The following is a 17,327-nucleotide window of genomic DNA, read 5'->3' on the forward strand; positions in this document are numbered from 1 at the left end:
CGGCCAGGTTGGCGTAAACTGCCGGCAAGTCTGTGAGGAACTTCCATGAGCGCCATAACTATTACCGACGCCGCGCATGATTACCTGGCCGATCTGCTGGAAAAGCAGAACACCCCGGGTATTGGCATTCGCATTTTCATTACCCAACCGGGCACCACCTACGCTGAAACCTGCATTGCCTACTGCAAGCCGGGCGAGGAGAAGCCGGAAGACGAGGCGGTAGGTCTGAAGACCTTCACTGCCTACCTTGACGCGGTCAGCATTCCGTTTCTTGAGGATGCCGTGGTCGACTACGCTACCGACCGCATGGGCGGCCAGCTGACCATCAAGGCGCCGAACGCCAAGGTGCCGATGGTCAACGAAGACAGCCCGGTCAACGAGCGCATCAACTACTACCTGCAGACCGAGATCAACCCGGGGCTGGCCAGCCACGGCGGCCAGGTCAGCCTGATCGAAGTGGTCGAGGACGGCATCGCCGTGCTGCAGTTCGGTGGTGGTTGCCAGGGCTGCGGCCAGGCCGACGTGACCTTGAAGGAAGGCATCGAGCGGACCTTGCTCGAGCGCATTCCCGAGCTCAAGGGTGTGCGTGATGTGACTGACCACAGTCAGAAAGAAAACGCTTACTACTAAAGTCTGATCACGGGTCAAGCACGCTTCTTGTGGGAGCGGGCTTGACCCGCGATGGTTTTCAAGCCTCAAAAGTCATAACTGACACTCGCATAGTAAAACGCTCCCTGCGCCCCCTCCGGCGAGGTAATCGAATACTTCGGCACCCCATACAACTGCGGCCCATCAAGCTTGTCCGGATGGCTGTCGAACAGGTTGATCGCGCCCACCGATAATTTCAGCCCCTGGTCGAAGCTGTAGCTCAGGTCCAGGTCGGTGATCCACTGCGCGCTGAAGGTCTGGTCCAGGTCCGGGTTGCTGCTGTTCAGGCTCTGCCACTCGCCATAGCGGCGCTGGGTCAGGGTCACGCCCCAGTTCTCGTACAGCCAGTTGGCGCTCAAGGTCAGTTTGTCTTCCGGCGTGCCGTGTTCGATCAGGCCTTGGGTGGCGCGGCCGACGATCTGCTCGCCGCTGATGCCGCCGACATCGCGCAGCTCGGTGATCCGCGTGCGGGTCTTGGCAAAGCCTGCGTTGAGGTTGAGCCGGCCAAACTGCTGCAAGTCCCACTGGTACTGCCCGGCCAGCTCGACGCCGTCGGTGCGGGTGTCGGCGATGTTGGTGTAGAACGCCGCGCTCTGGATGTTGGCGTAGGGCGTGCCGGCAAAGATCGGCCCGACCACGTTGCCCGGCAGCTGGTCGGAGAGGGTGATGCGGTTGTCGATATCGATGCGGTAAGCGTCGAGGGTCACTGAGGCATTGCTCAGTGGCCGCCAGACCAGCCCCAGCGACAGGTTGGTGGACTCTTCCGGCTTCAACGCCCGGCCACCCAGCAAGGCCGCTTCCGGGCTGTCGGCGCGCAGGGTGCGCTGCTGCACCTCGACCCAGTTGCCGCTGCCCGAAGGCTGCTCGACTACCTGCACACTGAACGACGAAAGGCCGCTCTGCACCAGCGACGGCGCGCGGTAGCCGGAGCTGATGCTGCCGCGCGCGGCAATCTGCGGGGTGAAGTCGTAGCGCAGCGACAGCTTGCCGTTGGTGGTGTCGCCAAAGTCCGAATAGTGCTCGGAACGCACCGCCACCCCGGCCTGGAACTTGTCGGTGATCTGCCCTTCAACATCGACATAGGCACCGAGCACCTTGCGCTCAAGCGAGGCGGCATCGACCTGGGTGATGCCAGCGTAGTAACCGGGAATGCGCCGGCCAGTGAGCGGGTCGAGGGTGTTGAACAGCGGCCCGTTCTGCCAGCCGGCCGCTTCGCCGGCACTCAGGCTGTAGTGCTCCTTGCGCCAGGCCAGGCCCGCCGACAGGGTCAGCGGCCTGGCCAGCAGGTCGGTGGGGAAGTCGCGGACCCAGTCCAGGGTCAGGTTGGTCTGCTCGTTCTCGCGCTCGCCGGTGTAGATTTTATCCGGGCTGGCGTTGCCCCAGCTGGGGTTGATGGCATTGCGGTCGGTGGATTTGAGCGTGTCGTTGCCGTAGTTGGCGGCCAGGTCGAACTTGCCCAGGTGTTCGTCTTCGTAACGCAGGCCACCCGTTACGGCGTAGTCTTCGAGGTTGTAGCGGGTGATCGGCAGGCGCCCGTCCGGATAGCGCTGCAGGGCCACGCTGGCGTAGTTGTTGCGCAGGGTGGTCGGCGGGTCGAAGAAGCCTTCGGCGTCGGTGTTCTTGTGCGCGTAGGTGGCAAAGCCGTAGGCGCTCAGGCCGTCGCCGATGCCCAGCTCGCTGTTGGCCACCAGGTTGTACTGGTCCGAGACATTGCCCGAGCCCCAGTTCCAGGTGCGGTAGCGGTTGTTCTGTTCGCGCTCGCTGTTGATGTTGGTCGAGCCTGGGTAAAAGATCCGGTTGTCCGGGCGGGTGTCGCTGGCCGGGTCCTGGCTGCCGGCATCGAAACTCAGGTTGAGAAAGCCATCGTTGGGCAGCGCCAGGCCTTTCCAGCCGCTGAGCTTGCGCTGCAGGCCGTCGCCCTTGGCGTAGCCGCCGAAGCGATTGCCGAGGTTGCCACCGGCGTCGTTCTCTTTGAGCACGATGTTGATCACCCCGGCGATGGCATCCGAGCCGTACTGGGCGGCGGCGCCGTCACGCAGGATCTCCACCCGTGAGATGGCGCTCAACGGGATCAGGCTCAAGTCCACCGCCGCCGCGCCGCGGCCGTTGGCCAGGCCCTGGCGGGTGACGTTGGCGCTGCTGTGGCGGCGCTTGCCGTTGACCAGCACCAAGACCTGGTCGGAGGCCAGGCCGCGCAACGAGGCGCCCTGGGCGATGGAGCCGGCAAAGGCGCCTTGCGGCGACTGCGGGAAGCTGAACGAAGGCGACAGCGCGGTGAGCGCCCCGGACAAATCCTGGGCGCCGGTTTCCTGCAACTGCTCGGCGCTGAGCACATCCACCGGGGCGGCGCTCTGCAGGGCGGTGACATCACTGCGGCGGGTGCCGACCACCACCACGGTGTCGAGCTTGCTGTCGCTGGCGCCCGGCGCCTGGGCGTAAACGCCGGGCGCGCCGAAGCCGCCGATGACCAGCGCGATGGCGCCAGCCAAGGAGGTAGGTCGGAACATGGGAACAGACTCCTGTAAGGCAGAAAGGATGCAGCGATCAGAACCGGCTGGTGACACTCAGGCCCACGGTGCGCGGGTCGCCATAGGTGATCACGTACTGGCCGGCGGTGCCGTTGGGGCGGCCGTGAACCTGGTAGCGGCGGTCGGTGAGGTTATTGACGAAACCGGTGACGCTGAGCTTTTCATCCGGGCTGAACCAGGTCAGGCGGCTGTTGGCCAGGGTGTAGTGCGCCTGGTTGAGCGGCTGGTCGGCGCTGCTCTGGCGGTCGGCCAGAAAGTACTCGCGGTCACGGAAGCTGACATCGGCACCGGCCACCAGCTTGCCGCCGACTTCCAGCAGGATGGTGTAGTCGCCGCCCAGCGACACCACGTAACGCGGCGAGCGCACGAAGCTGTTGCCGCTGTAGTCGGCGGTCACCGCGCCGGTGGTGGGGTTGGTGTTCTTGAAGTCGGTGTACTCGGTGTCGAGGAACGACAGCGCCGCGCGCAGGTGCAGGTAGTCGGTCGGCTGGCCTTCGAGCTCAAGCTCGGCGCCCTTGACCTTGCCCTTGGCGCCGTTGGTCAGCGCGGTGGTGAGGATGCCGTTGTTGACCGTCAGCAGGTTGACCTGGATGTCCTGGTAGTCGTAGTAGAACAGGTTGGCGTTGACTGTCAGGCGGTGGTCGAGCCATTCAGACTTCAGGCCCAGCTCGTAGGCGTCCAGCTCTTCCGGATCGACCGTGGTCAACTGCGCAAGGCTGGTGGATAGACCGGTGTTGAAACCGCCGGAACGAAAACCATGGGCATAACGGAAGAACACCCGCAGGTTGTCGTTGATGCGGTACTCGGGGGTCAGGTCGTAAGTCCAGGCGTCCCAGCGCTTGGCCTCTTCCTGAGAGCCGTTGCTGCCGCTGGCGGTCAGCGGGATCAGCGGGCCGTTGGCAGTGGCGCGGGTCAATTGCACCAGGTCAAGGTCGATGTCCTTTTTCTCGGTGGTCCAGCGCAGGCCACCGGTAACGGTCAGGTTGTCGCTCAGGTCGTAGGCGAGGTTGCCGAACAGCGCGTAGCTGTCGGTTTTGTGGGTGTAGCTCAGGTCACGAAAATCCACCGTGCCGCCGGTCTGGTTGGAACCGGTGCCGTTGGGCGTAGGCCCCGGGGTGACGGTGCGCAAGGCGCTGCTGTCGAGGGTTTCGTGGAAGTAGTGGGCGCCGAGCATCCAGCGCAGGGTTTCCTGTTGCGGCGAGGCCAGGCGAAATTCCTGGGAGTACTGGTCGTAACGGTTGTCGCTGTCGGCGGCGCCGTTGACTTCATAGGGGGTGTAGTCGGCGTCGCTGAGTTGCTGGTTGCGGATGTAGTCGTAGGCGGTGATCGAGGTCAGCTTGTAGTCGCCGATGTCCCAGTTCAGGGTCAGCGAGGTGCCGTTGTGGTCGAGCTTGGCATCTTCATCGACGTTCAGCTCGATGCGCCGGCCTTCCGGGCGCTGGTAGCCGACGTTGTAGTAGCGCCCCAGCGTCAGCGAACCGCTGCTGCCATCGCCCTTGAACTGGCGGCCGTGGACCTTCCACAGCGCTTGAAGGTCAGGGTTGAGCCTGGCCAGGAACTGCACACGCACGGCCTTCTTGTTGACGTCGCCGTAGGTCTGGTCGTTGCTCAGGTTGTGGGTGAAGCCATCGCGCTCTTCGGAGTACAGCGACACCCTTGCTGCCAGGCGCTCATCGACCAGGGCGCCGCCGATAGCGCCACTGAGGATTCGCTCGTTCTTGCTGCCAAAGCCGAGGGTGCCGAAGCCGTCGGTGTCGAAGCCCGGCTTCTTGGAGATGATGTTCACCGCGCCTGCGGTGGTGTTCTTGCCATACAGGGTGCCTTGCGGGCCGCGCAGGATCTCGATGCGCTCAAGGTCGAACAACGGGCCGCCGCCGGCCACCGGGGCATTGAGGTAGACGTCGTCGGCGTAGATACCCACCGGGTAGACGGTGGCGGCGCCGGTGTCGCCGGTGCCCAGGCCGCGAATGTACCAGCGCGGGCGACCATCGCCGTCGGGGTTCTTCGCCGAGGCGTTGGGGATGAAGGTGGTGATATCGCCCATGGCGCGCACGCCGTCGGCGGTGATGCTGCTGCCTTGCACTGCGGTGACCGCCACCGGCACTTCCTGCAGGGTTTCTTCGCGGTGCTGGGCGGTGACCGTAACGGTTTTCAGCGCCGGTGTAGTGCTGGTGTTGTCTTCGGCCCTGAGCAGCTCCGACTGGCTGGCCAGCAGGATGCTCAGGCCGATGCCTTTGGCGATTGGGTTAAGTGTGTGCATGCTGCTGGTCTCCCCGAATGTGCAGTTGAAGGGGATAGAGCAGGGTTTGTGCCATGTTTGTATCTTGTTGTATTTAAAGGATTTTATTGAGTTTTTTAGCGGTGGCTGCTAGTTATTCAGCAGGGGGGTGTGGAATGCCTGTTGCTGGGGCAGCAATCGCGGGGCAAGTCGGGGCGCCGCACCTCCGCTCCTACAGGGTGTGCGGCGGTGCGGCGACCCGACTTGCCCCGCGATCAGGTAGCCACCCGCGAAGTAGAGCCGATCACCGCCTCCAGCACACTGAAATCAATCCACTCACGCACATCGAAACGCCGCGGTATAAAGTCCCAGCGATGGAGAAAATCGGTGAAGTCCTGCAACGCCTCGATCGAGCGGCCATCGAGGGTGGTGCGCAAGCGCCGGTGGGCGTCCTCGCCATAGGCCGCTGCCACCCAGTACTCGCTGGTGTTCAGCTCGCGGGCAAGATAGCGCCGGGTTTCATCGGCATTGGCCCAGGCCCACTGCTCGGTCCGCAGCAGCACATCAACGATGCGCTTGCAGGCACCGAAGTGCTGCTCCAGCAGGTTGATGTCCACGGTCAGGGTCCGCGGCGTGCCGTTGTTGGCGCGAATCAGCGGATCAGGGTGGGAGCCGGTGTCGATCACTACCCGCAGGCCGAATTCGTGGGCCAGTTGCAGGGCCGTGGCGCCCTTTAAAAAGATCGCGTCGATATCGCCGCGCAGCAGGCCGATCAGCTCGTTGTTGCGGCGGCTGACGCGGTTGACGCCGAGGGTCACCGCCGCGCCATGCACATGGGTGACCTGTTCATCGCTGTGGGTGCCGCCGTAGGGGTAGTCGACCAGCTCGACATCGGCGACGTTCAGGCCTTCGAGCTTCAGCGCGTTCTCCAGCCCGCGCAGGGCCTGGGCGCGGGTGAAGTCGATCTGCACGTTGGCCCATTTCGGCAGGCCGAAGCGGCGGTTCTTGAGGTCGCGCACGGTGCGTACGCCGCTGTCTTCGGTGGTCAGGATCAACTGCACTTCATCGGCCCAGCTCAGGCCCAGCACGCGGGTCTGCACGCCGCTGGCGTAGGCCCAGATCGCCGGGATGTTGCCGCCGTGGCGCACCGAGTTGCGCAGGTGATGGTCGTAATGGGCTTCGCGCACTTCGCGCTCGCTCGATTCGCGCAGCGACTGGATCGAGGTGCCCAGCGGCTGGAAGGCTTCGGCCAGGCGCCCGCTTTGCACGGCGATGCCAAGGCCGGTGGGCACCGGGCTGTGGGTGTACCAGAGGGTATCGAGGGGTGTGCTCATTGTCGGTTCTAGTCCTTGTCAGGTGGCCGGTTAGCCGGCCAGTGCGGTATGCAGCCCGTCCATGGGGCGGCGGTCGATCCATTGGCGTACATCGAACGCCGTGCGGATAAAGCGCCAGCGCCGCAGGAAGGTCACGAAGTCCTGCAGTGCGGCGATGGCCTGTTCGTCGAGGGCGGTGCGCAAGCGCAGGTGCGCGTCTTCGCCGTAGGCGCGGCTGACCCAGTACTCGCTGCTGTTGGTTTCCAGCGCCAGGTAGCGGCGGGTCTGCTCTGGGTGCTGATGGGCCCAGGCTTCGGCGCGCAGGACGCTGTCGAGCACTTGGGTGGCCACCGGCAGGTGCTGGTCGAGCAGCGCCTGGTCGACCGTCAGGGTGCGCGGCGTGCCGTTGTTGCTGCGCATCAGCGGATCGGGGTGGGCGCCGATGTCCAGTAATGTGCGCAGACCGAAATCATGGGCCTGCTGCACGGCGCTGGCGCCCTTGAGAAAGATCGCATCGACTTCACCGCGCAGCAGGCCGATCAGCTCCAGGTTGCGCGCCTCGTCACTGCTGGCCACGCTGCTGCCGGCAACAACGCGCAGCGGGCTGTCACTGAAACCGCTGTCGTAGCGGTAGTTGACCAGCTGCAAGTCGCCGACCTGCAAGCCCTCGAGTTTCAGCGCGTTCTCCAGCCCGCGCAGGGCCTGGGCGCGGGTGAAGTCGATTTGCGCGCGGGCGCGGTCGGGCAGGCCGAAGCGCTTGCCGGCCAGTTGCCTGATGCTGTGAATGGCGCTGTCGGCGCGGGTCAGGATCAACTGCGCCTCATCGGCCCAGGACAGCCCGATCAGGCGCGTCTCGCGGCCCTGGGCGCGGGCCCAGATTGCTGGAATGCTGCCGCCATGACGCACTGAATGGCGCAGGCTGTGATCGAAGTGCGACTCGCGCACCGCAGCATCGTCGGCCTCGCGAATCGACAGCACCTGGGTGCCAAGCGTGTGCAGGCTGTCCTGCAGCCAGCCTTGCTGAACGGCAATGCCCAGGCCCGTGGGCACCGGGCAGCGGGTGTACCAGAGGGTATCGAGGGGTGTGCTCATATCGGGCTCCGGTCAGGCGCTGGCGGTCAGCGGCAGGCTGGCCAGCGGCGCCTGGCGCACCAGCGGCAGCACCTCCTGGCCGATGCGCAAGGCTTCTTCCAGGTGCGGGTTGCCGGCCAGGATGAAGGTCGAGAAACCGGCGTCGCGGTATTCGGCCAGGCGTTCGGCGATGTTCTCGTGGCTGCCCACCAGGCCCACGGTCGGACCAGGCTTGGCCTTGGCAAAACCGGCCCAGAGGTTGGCGCCGATGATCAGGTCGTCGAAGCGCTGGATGTTCTGGTGATAGGCGGTTTGCCGCGCGCCACCCACCGAGTCGCTGGCGCTGGTGAAGGCCGTGGAGACGGCGCTGGGCTTGCCTTCGAGCTTGTCGAACTGGCGGCGCAGGTCGCGCCAGGCGGCGTCTTCGGTTTCACGCGCGAACAGGTCGACGCGCAGGCCGAAGCGCACCGTGCGCCCTTGCTTGTCGGCAAGCTCGCGTACCCGCTCGATGTGCGGCTTGAGCTGCTCAACCGGCTCGGCCCAGTTCAGGTACACGTCGGCGTGGCGGGCGGCGACTTCCAGCGCCGGCTCGGAGAAGCCGGAGAAGTACACCCCCGGCTTGCGTTCGTTACCCAGGTGCGGCGGCAGTGCGCCGTTTTCCAGGCGGTAGATGTCGCCGTCGTAAGAGAAGCGCTCGTTGCTCCACAAACCCTGGATGATGTCGAGGAACTCGCCGGTACGCTTGTAGCGCTGGTCGTGGTCGAGAAAGTCGCCCTGGGCGCGCTGGCTGGCCGGGTTGCCGCCGGTGATGATGTTCCAGTCCAGGCGCCCGTGGCTCAGGTGCTGGAGGATTGCCGCCTGCTGCGCGGCGTAGGCGGGCAGGGTCCAGGTGGCCTGGAAAGCGATCAGAAAGCGCAGGCGGCGGGTTTCCCGGGCCAGGGCCGCGGCGGCGATCCACGGCTCGGGGCCGGTGGGCAGCAGCGCGCCTTCAAAGCCTGCAAGTTCTGCGGCCTTGGCCACCTGGGCGATGTAGTCGATGTAGGTGAAACCATCGGCGCTGCCGTCCTGCAACAGGCCGGGAGCGATATGCCCGGGGCTGCGGCTGAAACTGCCGCGGTTGTGCTTGTCGGTGCTCAGTTGCGGGCCGTCGGTGCCCAGGGGCAGACGCCAGAAGAATTCGGTGCTCATGGCTGTTCCTCGATGAAGGTAGAGACAGCGGTGCAACGCCCATGCCACGCCGCGCGGGCCCGTAATCATTGGGGGTTGGCGGCAGGGGTGTTGCCAGGGCAGCAACCGGTCAGCAGTGGCTGCGGCGGTTGCAGCACAAAGCATCGCGGGTCAAGCATTGACCTTGTGGGAGCGGCGGTGCGGCGCTCCGACTTGACCCGCGAAAGGCCTCAACCAACCTGTAACTCGGCACCGTGCTTATAGCGCCGATACAACGCCGCATAATCGCCACCCTTGGCCAGCAACTGCTGATGCGGCCCTTGCTCGACCAGCTTGCCCTCGCGAATCAGCACGATGCGGTCGGCATCGCGAATGGTCGCCAGGCGGTGGGCGATGATGATCGCCGTGCGCCCCTCGCACAGGCGCCGAAGCGCCCGCTGGATGCGCCGCTCGGTGTGCACATCGACCGCCGAGGTGGCCTCGTCGAGCACCAGCACCGCCGGGTCCGCCAGGTAGGCGCGCACCAGGCACACCAGCTGGCGCTGGCCCTGGCTGAGGTGGCTGCCCAGCGGCCCGACCTGGGTGTCATAGCGATGCGCCAGGCGCTCCAGCACCTCGTCGGCGCCCAGCTCGCGCACCGCGTCAATCAGCGTGTCGTCATCGGCATGCGGCGCGGCCAGGCGCAGGTTGTCGAGGATGCTACCGTTGAACAGCACGTTGTCCTGCAGTACCACGCCAACGTGGCGGCGCAACTGTTGCTGGCTGAGCTGGCGAATATCGACGCCATCGAGGGTCACCGCGCCGTGATCAACTTCGTAGAAGCGTGTGAGCAACTGCACCAGGGTGCTCTTGCCATGCCCGGACGGGCCGACAATCGCCAGCACTTCACCGGCATTGATGCGCAGGTCGAGGCCGTTGATCACCGGCCGGGTGGGTTGCGGCAAATAGGCAAAGCGCACCTGCTGAAAATGCACCTCGCCGCGTGCCGCGGGCAAGTCCACCGGGGCAACCGGGTCGACAATCTGCGGCGCGGTGTCGAGCAACAGGAAGATCCGCTGAGCCGAGGCGGAACCGGTGGCATAGCGTTCGAACAGGTCGGTCAGTTCTTGCAATGGCCCAAGGAACAGCATCACGTAGAACAGGCTTTCGCCGACCTGGCCGACCGTGACCGTGCCCTTGGCCAGGCTGTAGCCGCCGACCAGCACCAGCACCGCCATGCCGGCGGCGCTGAGCAGCGCGGTAAAGGGCGCGAACCAGCCCGAGCGCAGGCTGCCGATGATCAGCGCTTCGTTGAAGTCGTGCAGCAGTTGTGTGTAACGCTTAAGGTTCGGCGCCTGCTGGCCGGTCTGCTGTAGCAGGCGCACGCCGCTGACGCTCTCGACCAGGTGCGCGGTGAAGCGGCTGCGCTGTTCGGCGACCTTGGCCCAGTTGCGCTGGGCGATGCGCTTGAACGCCCAGGTCGCCGCCAGCAGCAGCGGCACGCTGCCGATCAGGCTGAAGAAGAACAGCGGCTCGATCAGCCACAGCATCACCGCCGCCAGGCTGCAGCGCAGCAGGGCGCCGAGCAGTTCCGGCGGGCCCTGGATCAGCAGCGGCTCCAGGGCATCGACATCGCGGTCGGCGCGGGAAATGATACGCCCGGCGCGGGTGCGGTCGAAGTAACCGACGCTCAAGGCCTGGACGTGGGCAAACACCCGCACCCGCAATTGGTTGAGCACCTGGATCGCCGCGCTGCCGGCGATATACTGCGATACCCCGGCCAGCACAAAGCGCCCCAGCCAACTGGCCGCCAGGCCCAGCCCCAGCCACATCACCAGCGGTTGCTCGAGCAGCCAGCGATTGCCGTCGTGGATCAGACCGCGGTCGAGCAGTTCACGAACGAACCAGGGTCGCAGGAACACGGTAAACACCAGCAGCAGCTCCAGGCCGATGACCCAGGCGATCTGTTTGCGCACAGGCCGCAACAACGGCAGCAGGCGCTGGAACATGCTGCGATCGAGGGCTTTTTTTGCCAGCAGCTCTTCGATCTCGATATCGCTCAGGGCGTTGCCCGGCAGTGGCTTAGCCATGGTCGATCCCCAGCAGGTCACGGTAAGTCGGGTTGCGCTGCAGCAGTTGCGCGTGGGTGCCGCTGTCGGCGATGGCGCCGTGGTCGAGCAGCAGCACGCGGTCGGCGCGTTGCACGGTGGAAACTTTGCTGGCGATCAGCAGCAGGGTGGTGGCGCTTGCCTGCTGGCGCAGGTTGTCCAGCACCCGGCCTTCGCTCAGCGCATCCAGGGCGCTGGTGGCATCGTCCAGGCAGAGAATGGCCGGCGCCGCGAGCAAGGCCCGGGCCAGGCACAAGCGCTGGCGCTGGCCGCCGGAGAGGGTCACGCCGCGATCGCCGAGCGGGCTGTCGAGGCCTGCGGGCAGGCGTTCGAGGATATCGTCGGCGGCGGCCTGGTGCAGGGCCTGGAGCAGTTGCGGGTCGCTGGCGTCGGGCGCACTCAGGCGCAGGTTGGCGGCCAGGCTGTCGGCAAACAGAAAACTCTCCTGAGGCAGCACATGCACGCGTCGGCGCAGGTCGCTCAGCTCCAGGTCGCGAATGTCCTGCCAACCGGACTGCGCGTTGCCGAGCAGCACACGGCCCTGGGCAACATCGCTCAGGCGTGGCAACAGGCTGGCCAGCAGGCTTTTGCCGGTGCCGGTGGCGCCAACCAGGGCGACGGTTTCACCGGGGGCCAGCTCGAACGAGCAGTGACGCAGGATCGCCTGGCCACCGCCAGGGGCGGCGACACTGACGTCTTCAAGCCTCAGCCCCAGCGGCCCCTCGGGCAGGCGCTGACTGCCGCCGACAATCGCCGCCGGCGCATCCAGCAACTGCCAGATCCGCCCGGCCGAGGCGCGGGCGTCGGCGAAGGTCTGCATCACCCGGCCGATGCCTTCGATGCGAAACACCAGGGTGGTGGCGATCAGCAGCGACGTGACCAGTTCGCCAATGCCGATCCGGCCGGCGGCGACCAATTGCGCGCCCACCACCAGTATCCACACATGCCCCAGCGCCACCACCGCTTGCGGCAGTGGAATCCGCGAACTGGCGTAGGCCAGGGCCTGGCGTGCCAGGCTGCTGAACTGCAGGACCTGACGCTCGAAGCCGTCGATGCGCTGGGCTTGCAGGCCGAACGACTTGATCACCCGTACCGCGCCAATGCCTTCAGCGAGGTCCTGGTTGACCCGGTCGTAGGCGGCGCCGACCGCGCGGTCGAGGCTGACCAGGCGCTCGGTCTGCACTACGAATATCCACACGCCGATCACCGTCAGCAGCAGCGGCCCGAACGCCAGCCACGGGTGGTACCAGGCCAGCAGGCCGACGGTGGCGAGTATCACCAGTGGCGTTTCGACCAGCTGGCGCCAGAAGCTCACCAGTGCATCGCGGACCTTGTCGGCATCGCGGGTGGTGCGGGTGACCATCTCGCCCATGCCGTGCTGCCAGTGATAACCCAGATGCAGGCGCAGCACCTGCTCCAGCAGGCGCTCGCGCAGGCGCGTGAGCAGCGCCTGGCCAAGGATCAGCGAGCCGATGGCGGCGGCGTACTGCAGCAGCGCGCGGCCCAGGGCCACGCCGAGGATCAGCCAGAACCAGCCCCAGGCGCGCTGACCGTCGAGGTTGCCATCGGCCAGGCGCTGCACCGCCGTGCCGGCGCTGACCTCGTTGAGGGCGTGGCCGATCAGCCATTGCTGCCAGACCAGGCCAAGGTTGATGGAAACGAACAGCCCGGCGACCAGGGCGAAACGCCAGGGCATTTCACCGTAGATCGCCAGGCTGCGCAGCAGCGGGTGTCGAGGGCTCATGAAGGACTCGCGGCAGGAGGAAAGTGTGTGCTCAGCGGTTGGCGCCGGCCTTTTGCTTGGCATTGAGGATGGCGGTGTATTCGCCGGGGTCGATGCCGTTGAGGTAGTAGTTGCCGACGTGGTGCAGGCGCCAGCGGATCGGGTCGTGGGTGGTGTGCACCCGGGCGTTGCGCCAGAAACGGTCGAGGTTCCACTTGCTCAAGGATGAGCTGGCGCCGAGCAGCGAGAAGATGTCGCTGGAGATCTTCAGCGCAGCGCCATCGGAATGGGCGCGGGCGCTGGCCACCGAAAGGATCAGCTCGTCTTGCAGGGCCTTGTTGTCCGGGTCCTGCTCGTGGGCGTCGAAGGTTCGCGCGGCGTCGCGCAGCAGTGATTCGGCGGCGCGCAGGGCCACCGCGTACTCGCCGATCTGGCGAATGATGTGCGGCTCGTCGCTGGCCCGTTCCACCTCGCTCTCGACCCACGGCCGGGCGTGCTGGTTGAGGTAGTCGATGCCGGCCTGCAGGGCGCCGGCGGCGATACCGGTGTCGATGGCGGCGTGAAGGATCTGCGGGAAGGTCAGGCCGGTGCGCTTCATCGGGCCCTGGCGGCGCAGCACGTAGCGCTCGTCCAGCTCGATGTTGTCGAAGATTACCGTGCCGCTGACCGAGTTGTTCTGGCCGAAGGCGTCCCAGTCATCGACCAGGGTCAGGCCGGGCGTGTCGCGCTGCAGCAGCACGCCGGCGCCGCCGTCATCGCTGGCGGCGGTCAGCGAGATCCACTCGGCCAGGTAGGCGCCGGTGGAGTAGAACTTGCTGCCGTTGAGGATCAGCTTGCCATCGGCGCGGCGCTCGACCCGGGTCTTGAGGGCGAACTTGTTCTTGCCGCCGACCTCGGCCAGGGCATTGCCCAGGCGCTTGCCGGCCAGTACATCGGCGATCAGCCGGTCGCGCACGGCATCCGGGTAGCCGCTGAGCACGCCGCGCAGCATCACGTTGTGAATCTGCAGCAACTGGCCGACGCCGCCGTCGGCGCGGGAGATGATCCGCACGGTCTCGACGATGGTCTCGACCGACGCGCCCAGGCCGCCGAGCGCTGTCGGTACGCCGATGGCGGTGATGCCACTGTCGGACAGCAACTGCGCCTGGCGCCGGGGCAGTTCGCGGTTGAGCAACGGGTCGGCGGCGAGGGCGGCGATTTGCTCGGCAATTTCATGGGCCGCGGCGATGGCCTGGGCGGGGCTGTGCAGGCGATGGGGCAGGGTACTCACGATAGGGCTTCCTTGAATGAACAGGTACCCAGGGCCTTGAGCAGGTTCTGTGCCAGTGGCGGCAAAGCCCCGTGGGGCAGGGCTTGCGGCGTTTTTGCCGGTGCCGGGTGTTGCTGGGGCAGCAGTAAGCCGGTGATTGTTGCTCTGGCAGCAGCAGGCTTGCGGCCCGACTGCTGGCAGATCAGCAGTCGGGCCTTGCGGCAAGGGGCAAAGCCCAATGAAATCAGGGCTTTGCCGAGTTGGCACGGGCGCTGCAATAGCTCAGGCACAGGCCACCTGGCCGATTCGATCCGCTTGATGGAGCATGCCCATGACAATCGCCGCCACCTTGCCACTGCCCAGCGCAACCACGCTTGAGCAACTCTGGTTCACCCGCTGCCCGGTGCCGACCGCTTCCGGCATCGCCTACACCCTGGGCTGGCTCACGGAAGAATTCGCCGCCGACGGCCTGCCGGTAGAAACCCTGCAGGAAGTCCGGCAACTGGGTCATCACCACTACGATCACCAACTGCCCGGGCTGTTTCGCGAGGGCGGTAACGTGCCGGCGTTGGCCGCCCGCGCCGCCGGTGCACCGAGCCGGCTGATCGGCCTGACCTGGATCGAGGAATGGCAGACCATCCTGGTGCGCCCGGATTCGGGCATTCGCAGCGCCGCCGACCTCAAGGGCAAGCGCCTGGCGCTACCGGCCTGGGGCGCCAACCGCCCCGGCAGCATCGCCCGGGCCATGAGCCTGCACGGCTACAAGGGCGCGCTGAGCCTGGCCGGGCTGAGCTTCGATGATGTCCAGCTGGTGGAGGTGGCGCTGCAGTCCCAGGACGATGCACCGACCCCGCAGCAGGGCCTGCAACGCCTGTGGTCGGGCCTGGATTACCTGGTGCGCGGCGAGGTCGATGCGGTCTACGTCAAGGGCGCTGCCGCCGCCGATGCCGCCCGGCGCCTGGGCCTGGTGGTGGGCATTGACCTGGACCAGATCACAGACCCACGCTATCGCATCAACAACGGCACGCCACGGCCGATCACCGTGCACCAGAGCCTGCTCGACGATCACTTCGAGCTGGTGGTGCGCTTTCTTGCCCAGACCCTGCGCGCCGCCGACTGGGCCCGCGACAACCGCGACGGCCTGCTGCGCATCCTCCAGGACGAAACCCGCGCCGGTGCCGAAGGCGTCGATCAAGCCTACCGCGGCGACTTTCATACCACCCTGGCCCCGGACCTTTCGGCCGAACGCCTGGCGTACCTCGACATCCAGAAAACCTTCCTCAACCTGCACGGCTTTCTCGAAGCCGATTTTGCCCTGGCCGACTGGGTCGACCCGCGTCCACTGCAAGCCGCCCAGCAACTGCTGGCTGAACGCCGCGCCCGCGCTTAAAGGAGCATTGCCATGACCGTACTGACCACCGAGCACCTGATCGACGCCGAGCTGCAAACCTTCATCGAGCAGGTGCTCGACGAGGCCGGGCAGGCCTTCACCGTGTTCCGCGAAACCAACACCATCACCGCCAACGGCACCGTCGGCTTTATCGAACGGGTACCGGGGCGCGAGCTGCTGGTGTCGGTCAACTACCCGGGGCCGTGGGAGTACCGCAAACCGCTGCAGGCCACGGTCAGCGACCTGGCCGGCAACCTGGTGCATGGCCAGGGCAAGGGTGGCCTGGGCCGTTACGCCAAACTGTTCCGCGAGCAGGCGCAGATCACCACGGTGTCGCATGTGCACTCGCCGTACCTCGGCGCCTGGGCCCAGACCCAGCGCACCTTGCCGTTCAACTACGTGCCGGTGCAGCGCTTCCAGCTGGCCCGCGAGCTGCCGACCTACATCGACCGGCGCCAGGACGAGGTCGATTTCATCCTCGAACGCCTGGCCGAGAACCCCTTCACCCCGGCCATCCTTGAAGCCAACGGTGGCGCCACGGTGTGGGGCCAGCAGGGCCTGCGCGCCACTGCCGAGTTCATCGTGCTGCTGGAGGAGGGCGCGCAACTGCAACTGCTGGCCGAAGCCATCGGCGGCTCGCGGCCCTTCGGCCCGGGCGTGCTCACCCAGCAATGGAAGATGAGCAGGCTGATCGACAAGGCCAGCGAGCTGGGCCTGATTCCCGCCACCGACCGCATTCGCGCCTGAGGAAAGACCATGGCAGTGAAAATTCTCTGGTACCTGACCAGCCCCGATGGCCCCTATCCGTGGGAAGCCCAGGGGCGCTGGAAAACCGATTTCGCCCACCTCAAGCAACTGGCGGTGGCCAGCGATCGCCTGGGTTACTACGGCTCGCTGCTGGGTTCAAGCCCCAACGAAAGCCTGGCAGTGGCCGCCGCGCTGATCGACGCCACCGAGCGCCTGCGTTTTCTGGTGGCCCAGCATCCGGGCGAGCTGTCGCCGGCGGTGCTGGCCAAGTGGGCGCTGACTTTTGACGAGTTCTCCAACGGCCGCCTGTTGTTCAACGTGGTCAACGGCAGCGACGCCGGCCTGGCCACTCTCGGCGTGCATTACCCGCACGACGAGCGCTACCAGTTCAGCCTGGAATACTGGCGCGCGTTCCAGAGTATTTATGCCGGCGAAACCGCAGGCTTTGACGGTCAGTACGTCAAGCTGGCGCCGCGCCCGGCTGCGGCGGCACGTCACCCGCTGGGCGGCTGGCACCCGCCAAAACGCGCCAGCGTGCCGCTGTGGGGCGCCGGCACCTCGGGCCCGGGCGTGGCTCATTCGGTGCAACTGCTGGACGTTTACTTGAGTTTTGCCGACACCCCGCCAAAGCTTGGCGACAAGTTCCGCCGGGTAGCGGCAGAGGCGGCGAAGATCGGCCGCGAACTGACCTTTGGCACGCGCCTGCAGATCATCGTGCGCGAAACCGAGGAAGAGGCCTGGGCCCACGCCGAAAAACTGCTGCAGCAGACTTCGCTGGCCACCGCCCGCGCCGCCATCGAACGCCAGTTGCCGCCCGGGCAGAGCCTGGAGACCTTCAGCAGTGACAACCCGCAGATCCAGCGCAATGTGCAGAGCATTCGCGACGGCCGCCTGCCCACCGCGCGGGAGCTTGAGATCTATCCCAACGTCTGGACCGGCCCGAGCCTGTTCGGTTTCAACATTCTCGGCCCAGCGGCCGGTACCTACCTGGTCGGCAGCGCCGAGCAGGTGGCCGAACGGATTCGCGAGTACGAGGCCCAGGGCACCTCGGCGTTCATCCTCTCGGGCTTCCCGCTGATTGATGAAGCCCACCGGGTCGCCGACCTGCTGTTCCCCTTGCTCGACCTGGACCACGGTTTCGACATTGCGCACCTGAGTGCGCGCACGGTTGCCGAACCGGCTTAAG

At 66.2% G+C, this 17,327-nt stretch carries 13 protein-coding genes; 4 read left to right on the plus strand and 9 right to left on the minus strand.

Translation table 11 applies throughout. From position 1 onward, the window contains the following. Positions 1–45 precede the first annotated feature (45 nt). Positions 46–630, plus strand: a complete 585-nt coding sequence (gene nfuA / locus ACZ9A3_RS08885) for a Fe-S biogenesis protein NfuA (RefSeq protein WP_045198594.1) — start codon at positions 46–48, stop codon at positions 628–630. Positions 631–695: 65 nt separating this feature from the next. On the opposite strand, the gene ACZ9A3_RS08890 is transcribed toward nfuA, so the two are convergent. From ACZ9A3_RS08890 to ACZ9A3_RS08930, 9 genes are all read right to left on the minus strand, one after another. Next, positions 696–3,155, minus strand: coding sequence for a TonB-dependent receptor plug domain-containing protein (locus tag ACZ9A3_RS08890; protein WP_476252404.1), 2,460 nt, complete (start codon positions 3,153–3,155; stop codon positions 696–698). Positions 3,156–3,192: 37 nt separating this feature from the next. Then, entirely contained in the window at positions 3,193–5,436 is a 2,244-nt protein-coding gene (locus ACZ9A3_RS08895) for a TonB-dependent receptor (protein WP_476252405.1), read from the minus strand. 233 nt (positions 5,437–5,669) lie between these two features. Continuing rightward, positions 5,670–6,728 (minus strand): ABC transporter substrate-binding protein, encoded by a 1,059-nt coding sequence (locus ACZ9A3_RS08900; protein ID WP_045198597.1) that lies wholly within the window; start codon positions 6,726–6,728, stop codon positions 5,670–5,672. A gap of 30 nt (positions 6,729–6,758) precedes the next feature. Next, the gene (locus ACZ9A3_RS08905) at positions 6,759–7,799 is read right to left on the minus strand and encodes an ABC transporter substrate-binding protein (RefSeq protein WP_476252406.1); all 1,041 of its coding nucleotides are present in this window, start codon (positions 7,797–7,799) and stop codon (positions 6,759–6,761) included. A gap of 12 nt (positions 7,800–7,811) precedes the next feature. After that, on the minus strand, positions 7,812–8,966 hold the full coding sequence (locus tag ACZ9A3_RS08910) for an LLM class flavin-dependent oxidoreductase (protein ID WP_045198601.1): 1,155 nt from the start codon (positions 8,964–8,966) through the stop codon (positions 7,812–7,814). A 209-nt stretch (positions 8,967–9,175) separates the two neighbouring features. Next, positions 9,176–11,014 carry an ABC transporter ATP-binding protein gene (locus tag ACZ9A3_RS08915; RefSeq protein ID WP_476252407.1) on the minus strand — a complete coding sequence of 613 codons (1,839 nt, stop codon included), beginning with the start codon at positions 11,012–11,014 and terminating at the stop codon, positions 9,176–9,178. Further along, on the minus strand, positions 11,007–12,776 hold the full coding sequence (locus tag ACZ9A3_RS08920) for an ABC transporter ATP-binding protein (RefSeq protein ID WP_476252408.1): 1,770 nt from the start codon (positions 12,774–12,776) through the stop codon (positions 11,007–11,009). The genes ACZ9A3_RS08915 and ACZ9A3_RS08920 overlap by 8 nt, the downstream gene beginning before the upstream one ends. A 31-nt stretch (positions 12,777–12,807) precedes the next feature. Next, positions 12,808–14,025 carry an acyl-CoA dehydrogenase family protein gene (locus tag ACZ9A3_RS08925; RefSeq protein WP_093383581.1) on the minus strand — a complete coding sequence of 406 codons (1,218 nt, stop codon included), beginning with the start codon at positions 14,023–14,025 and terminating at the stop codon, positions 12,808–12,810. Further along, entirely contained in the window at positions 14,022–14,294 is a 273-nt protein-coding gene (locus ACZ9A3_RS08930; RefSeq protein WP_143013291.1) for a hypothetical protein, read from the minus strand. The genes ACZ9A3_RS08925 and ACZ9A3_RS08930 overlap by 4 nt, the downstream gene beginning before the upstream one ends. A 41-nt stretch (positions 14,295–14,335) precedes the next feature. Here ACZ9A3_RS08930 and ACZ9A3_RS08935 point away from each other — a divergent pair, with 41 nt between their 5' ends. The 3 genes from ACZ9A3_RS08935 to ACZ9A3_RS08945 are packed head-to-tail and all read left to right on the plus strand — an operon-like array spanning position 14,336 to position 17,326. Further along, positions 14,336–15,394, plus strand: a complete 1,059-nt coding sequence (locus ACZ9A3_RS08935) for an ABC transporter substrate-binding protein (protein ID WP_093383571.1) — start codon at positions 14,336–14,338, stop codon at positions 15,392–15,394. A gap of 12 nt (positions 15,395–15,406) precedes the next feature. Then, on the plus strand, positions 15,407–16,141 hold the full coding sequence (locus tag ACZ9A3_RS08940) for a class II aldolase/adducin family protein (protein WP_045198608.1): 735 nt from the start codon (positions 15,407–15,409) through the stop codon (positions 16,139–16,141). 9 nt (positions 16,142–16,150) lie between these two features. Next, the gene (locus ACZ9A3_RS08945; RefSeq protein WP_213601489.1) at positions 16,151–17,326 is read left to right on the plus strand and encodes an LLM class flavin-dependent oxidoreductase; all 1,176 of its coding nucleotides are present in this window, start codon (positions 16,151–16,153) and stop codon (positions 17,324–17,326) included. Position 17,327: the final 1 nt, after the last annotated feature.

It is taken from the genome of Pseudomonas sp. TE4620 (genome assembly GCF_056279045.1).

What these genes read in the sequence shown, in the direction of transcription:
- nfuA (WP_045198594.1), top strand. Translation starts at nt 46, where the DNA reads ATGAGCGCCATAACTATTACCGACGCCGCGCATGATTACCTGGCCGAT.
- ACZ9A3_RS08890 (WP_476252404.1), bottom strand. Translation starts at nt 3,155, where the DNA reads ATGTTCCGACCTACCTCCTTGGCTGGCGCCATCGCGCTGGTCATCGGC.
- ACZ9A3_RS08895 (WP_476252405.1), bottom strand. Translation starts at nt 5,436, where the DNA reads ATGCACACACTTAACCCAATCGCCAAAGGCATCGGCCTGAGCATCCTG.
- ACZ9A3_RS08900 (WP_045198597.1), bottom strand. Translation starts at nt 6,728, where the DNA reads ATGAGCACACCCCTCGATACCCTCTGGTACACCCACAGCCCGGTGCCC.
- ACZ9A3_RS08905 (WP_476252406.1), bottom strand. Translation starts at nt 7,799, where the DNA reads ATGAGCACACCCCTCGATACCCTCTGGTACACCCGCTGCCCGGTGCCC.
- ACZ9A3_RS08910 (WP_045198601.1), bottom strand. Translation starts at nt 8,966, where the DNA reads ATGAGCACCGAATTCTTCTGGCGTCTGCCCCTGGGCACCGACGGCCCG.
- ACZ9A3_RS08915 (WP_476252407.1), bottom strand. Translation starts at nt 11,014, where the DNA reads ATGGCTAAGCCACTGCCGGGCAACGCCCTGAGCGATATCGAGATCGAA.
- ACZ9A3_RS08920 (WP_476252408.1), bottom strand. Translation starts at nt 12,776, where the DNA reads ATGAGCCCTCGACACCCGCTGCTGCGCAGCCTGGCGATCTACGGTGAA.
- ACZ9A3_RS08935 (WP_093383571.1), top strand. Translation starts at nt 14,336, where the DNA reads ATGACAATCGCCGCCACCTTGCCACTGCCCAGCGCAACCACGCTTGAG.
- ACZ9A3_RS08940 (WP_045198608.1), top strand. Translation starts at nt 15,407, where the DNA reads ATGACCGTACTGACCACCGAGCACCTGATCGACGCCGAGCTGCAAACC.
- ACZ9A3_RS08945 (WP_213601489.1), top strand. Translation starts at nt 16,151, where the DNA reads ATGGCAGTGAAAATTCTCTGGTACCTGACCAGCCCCGATGGCCCCTAT.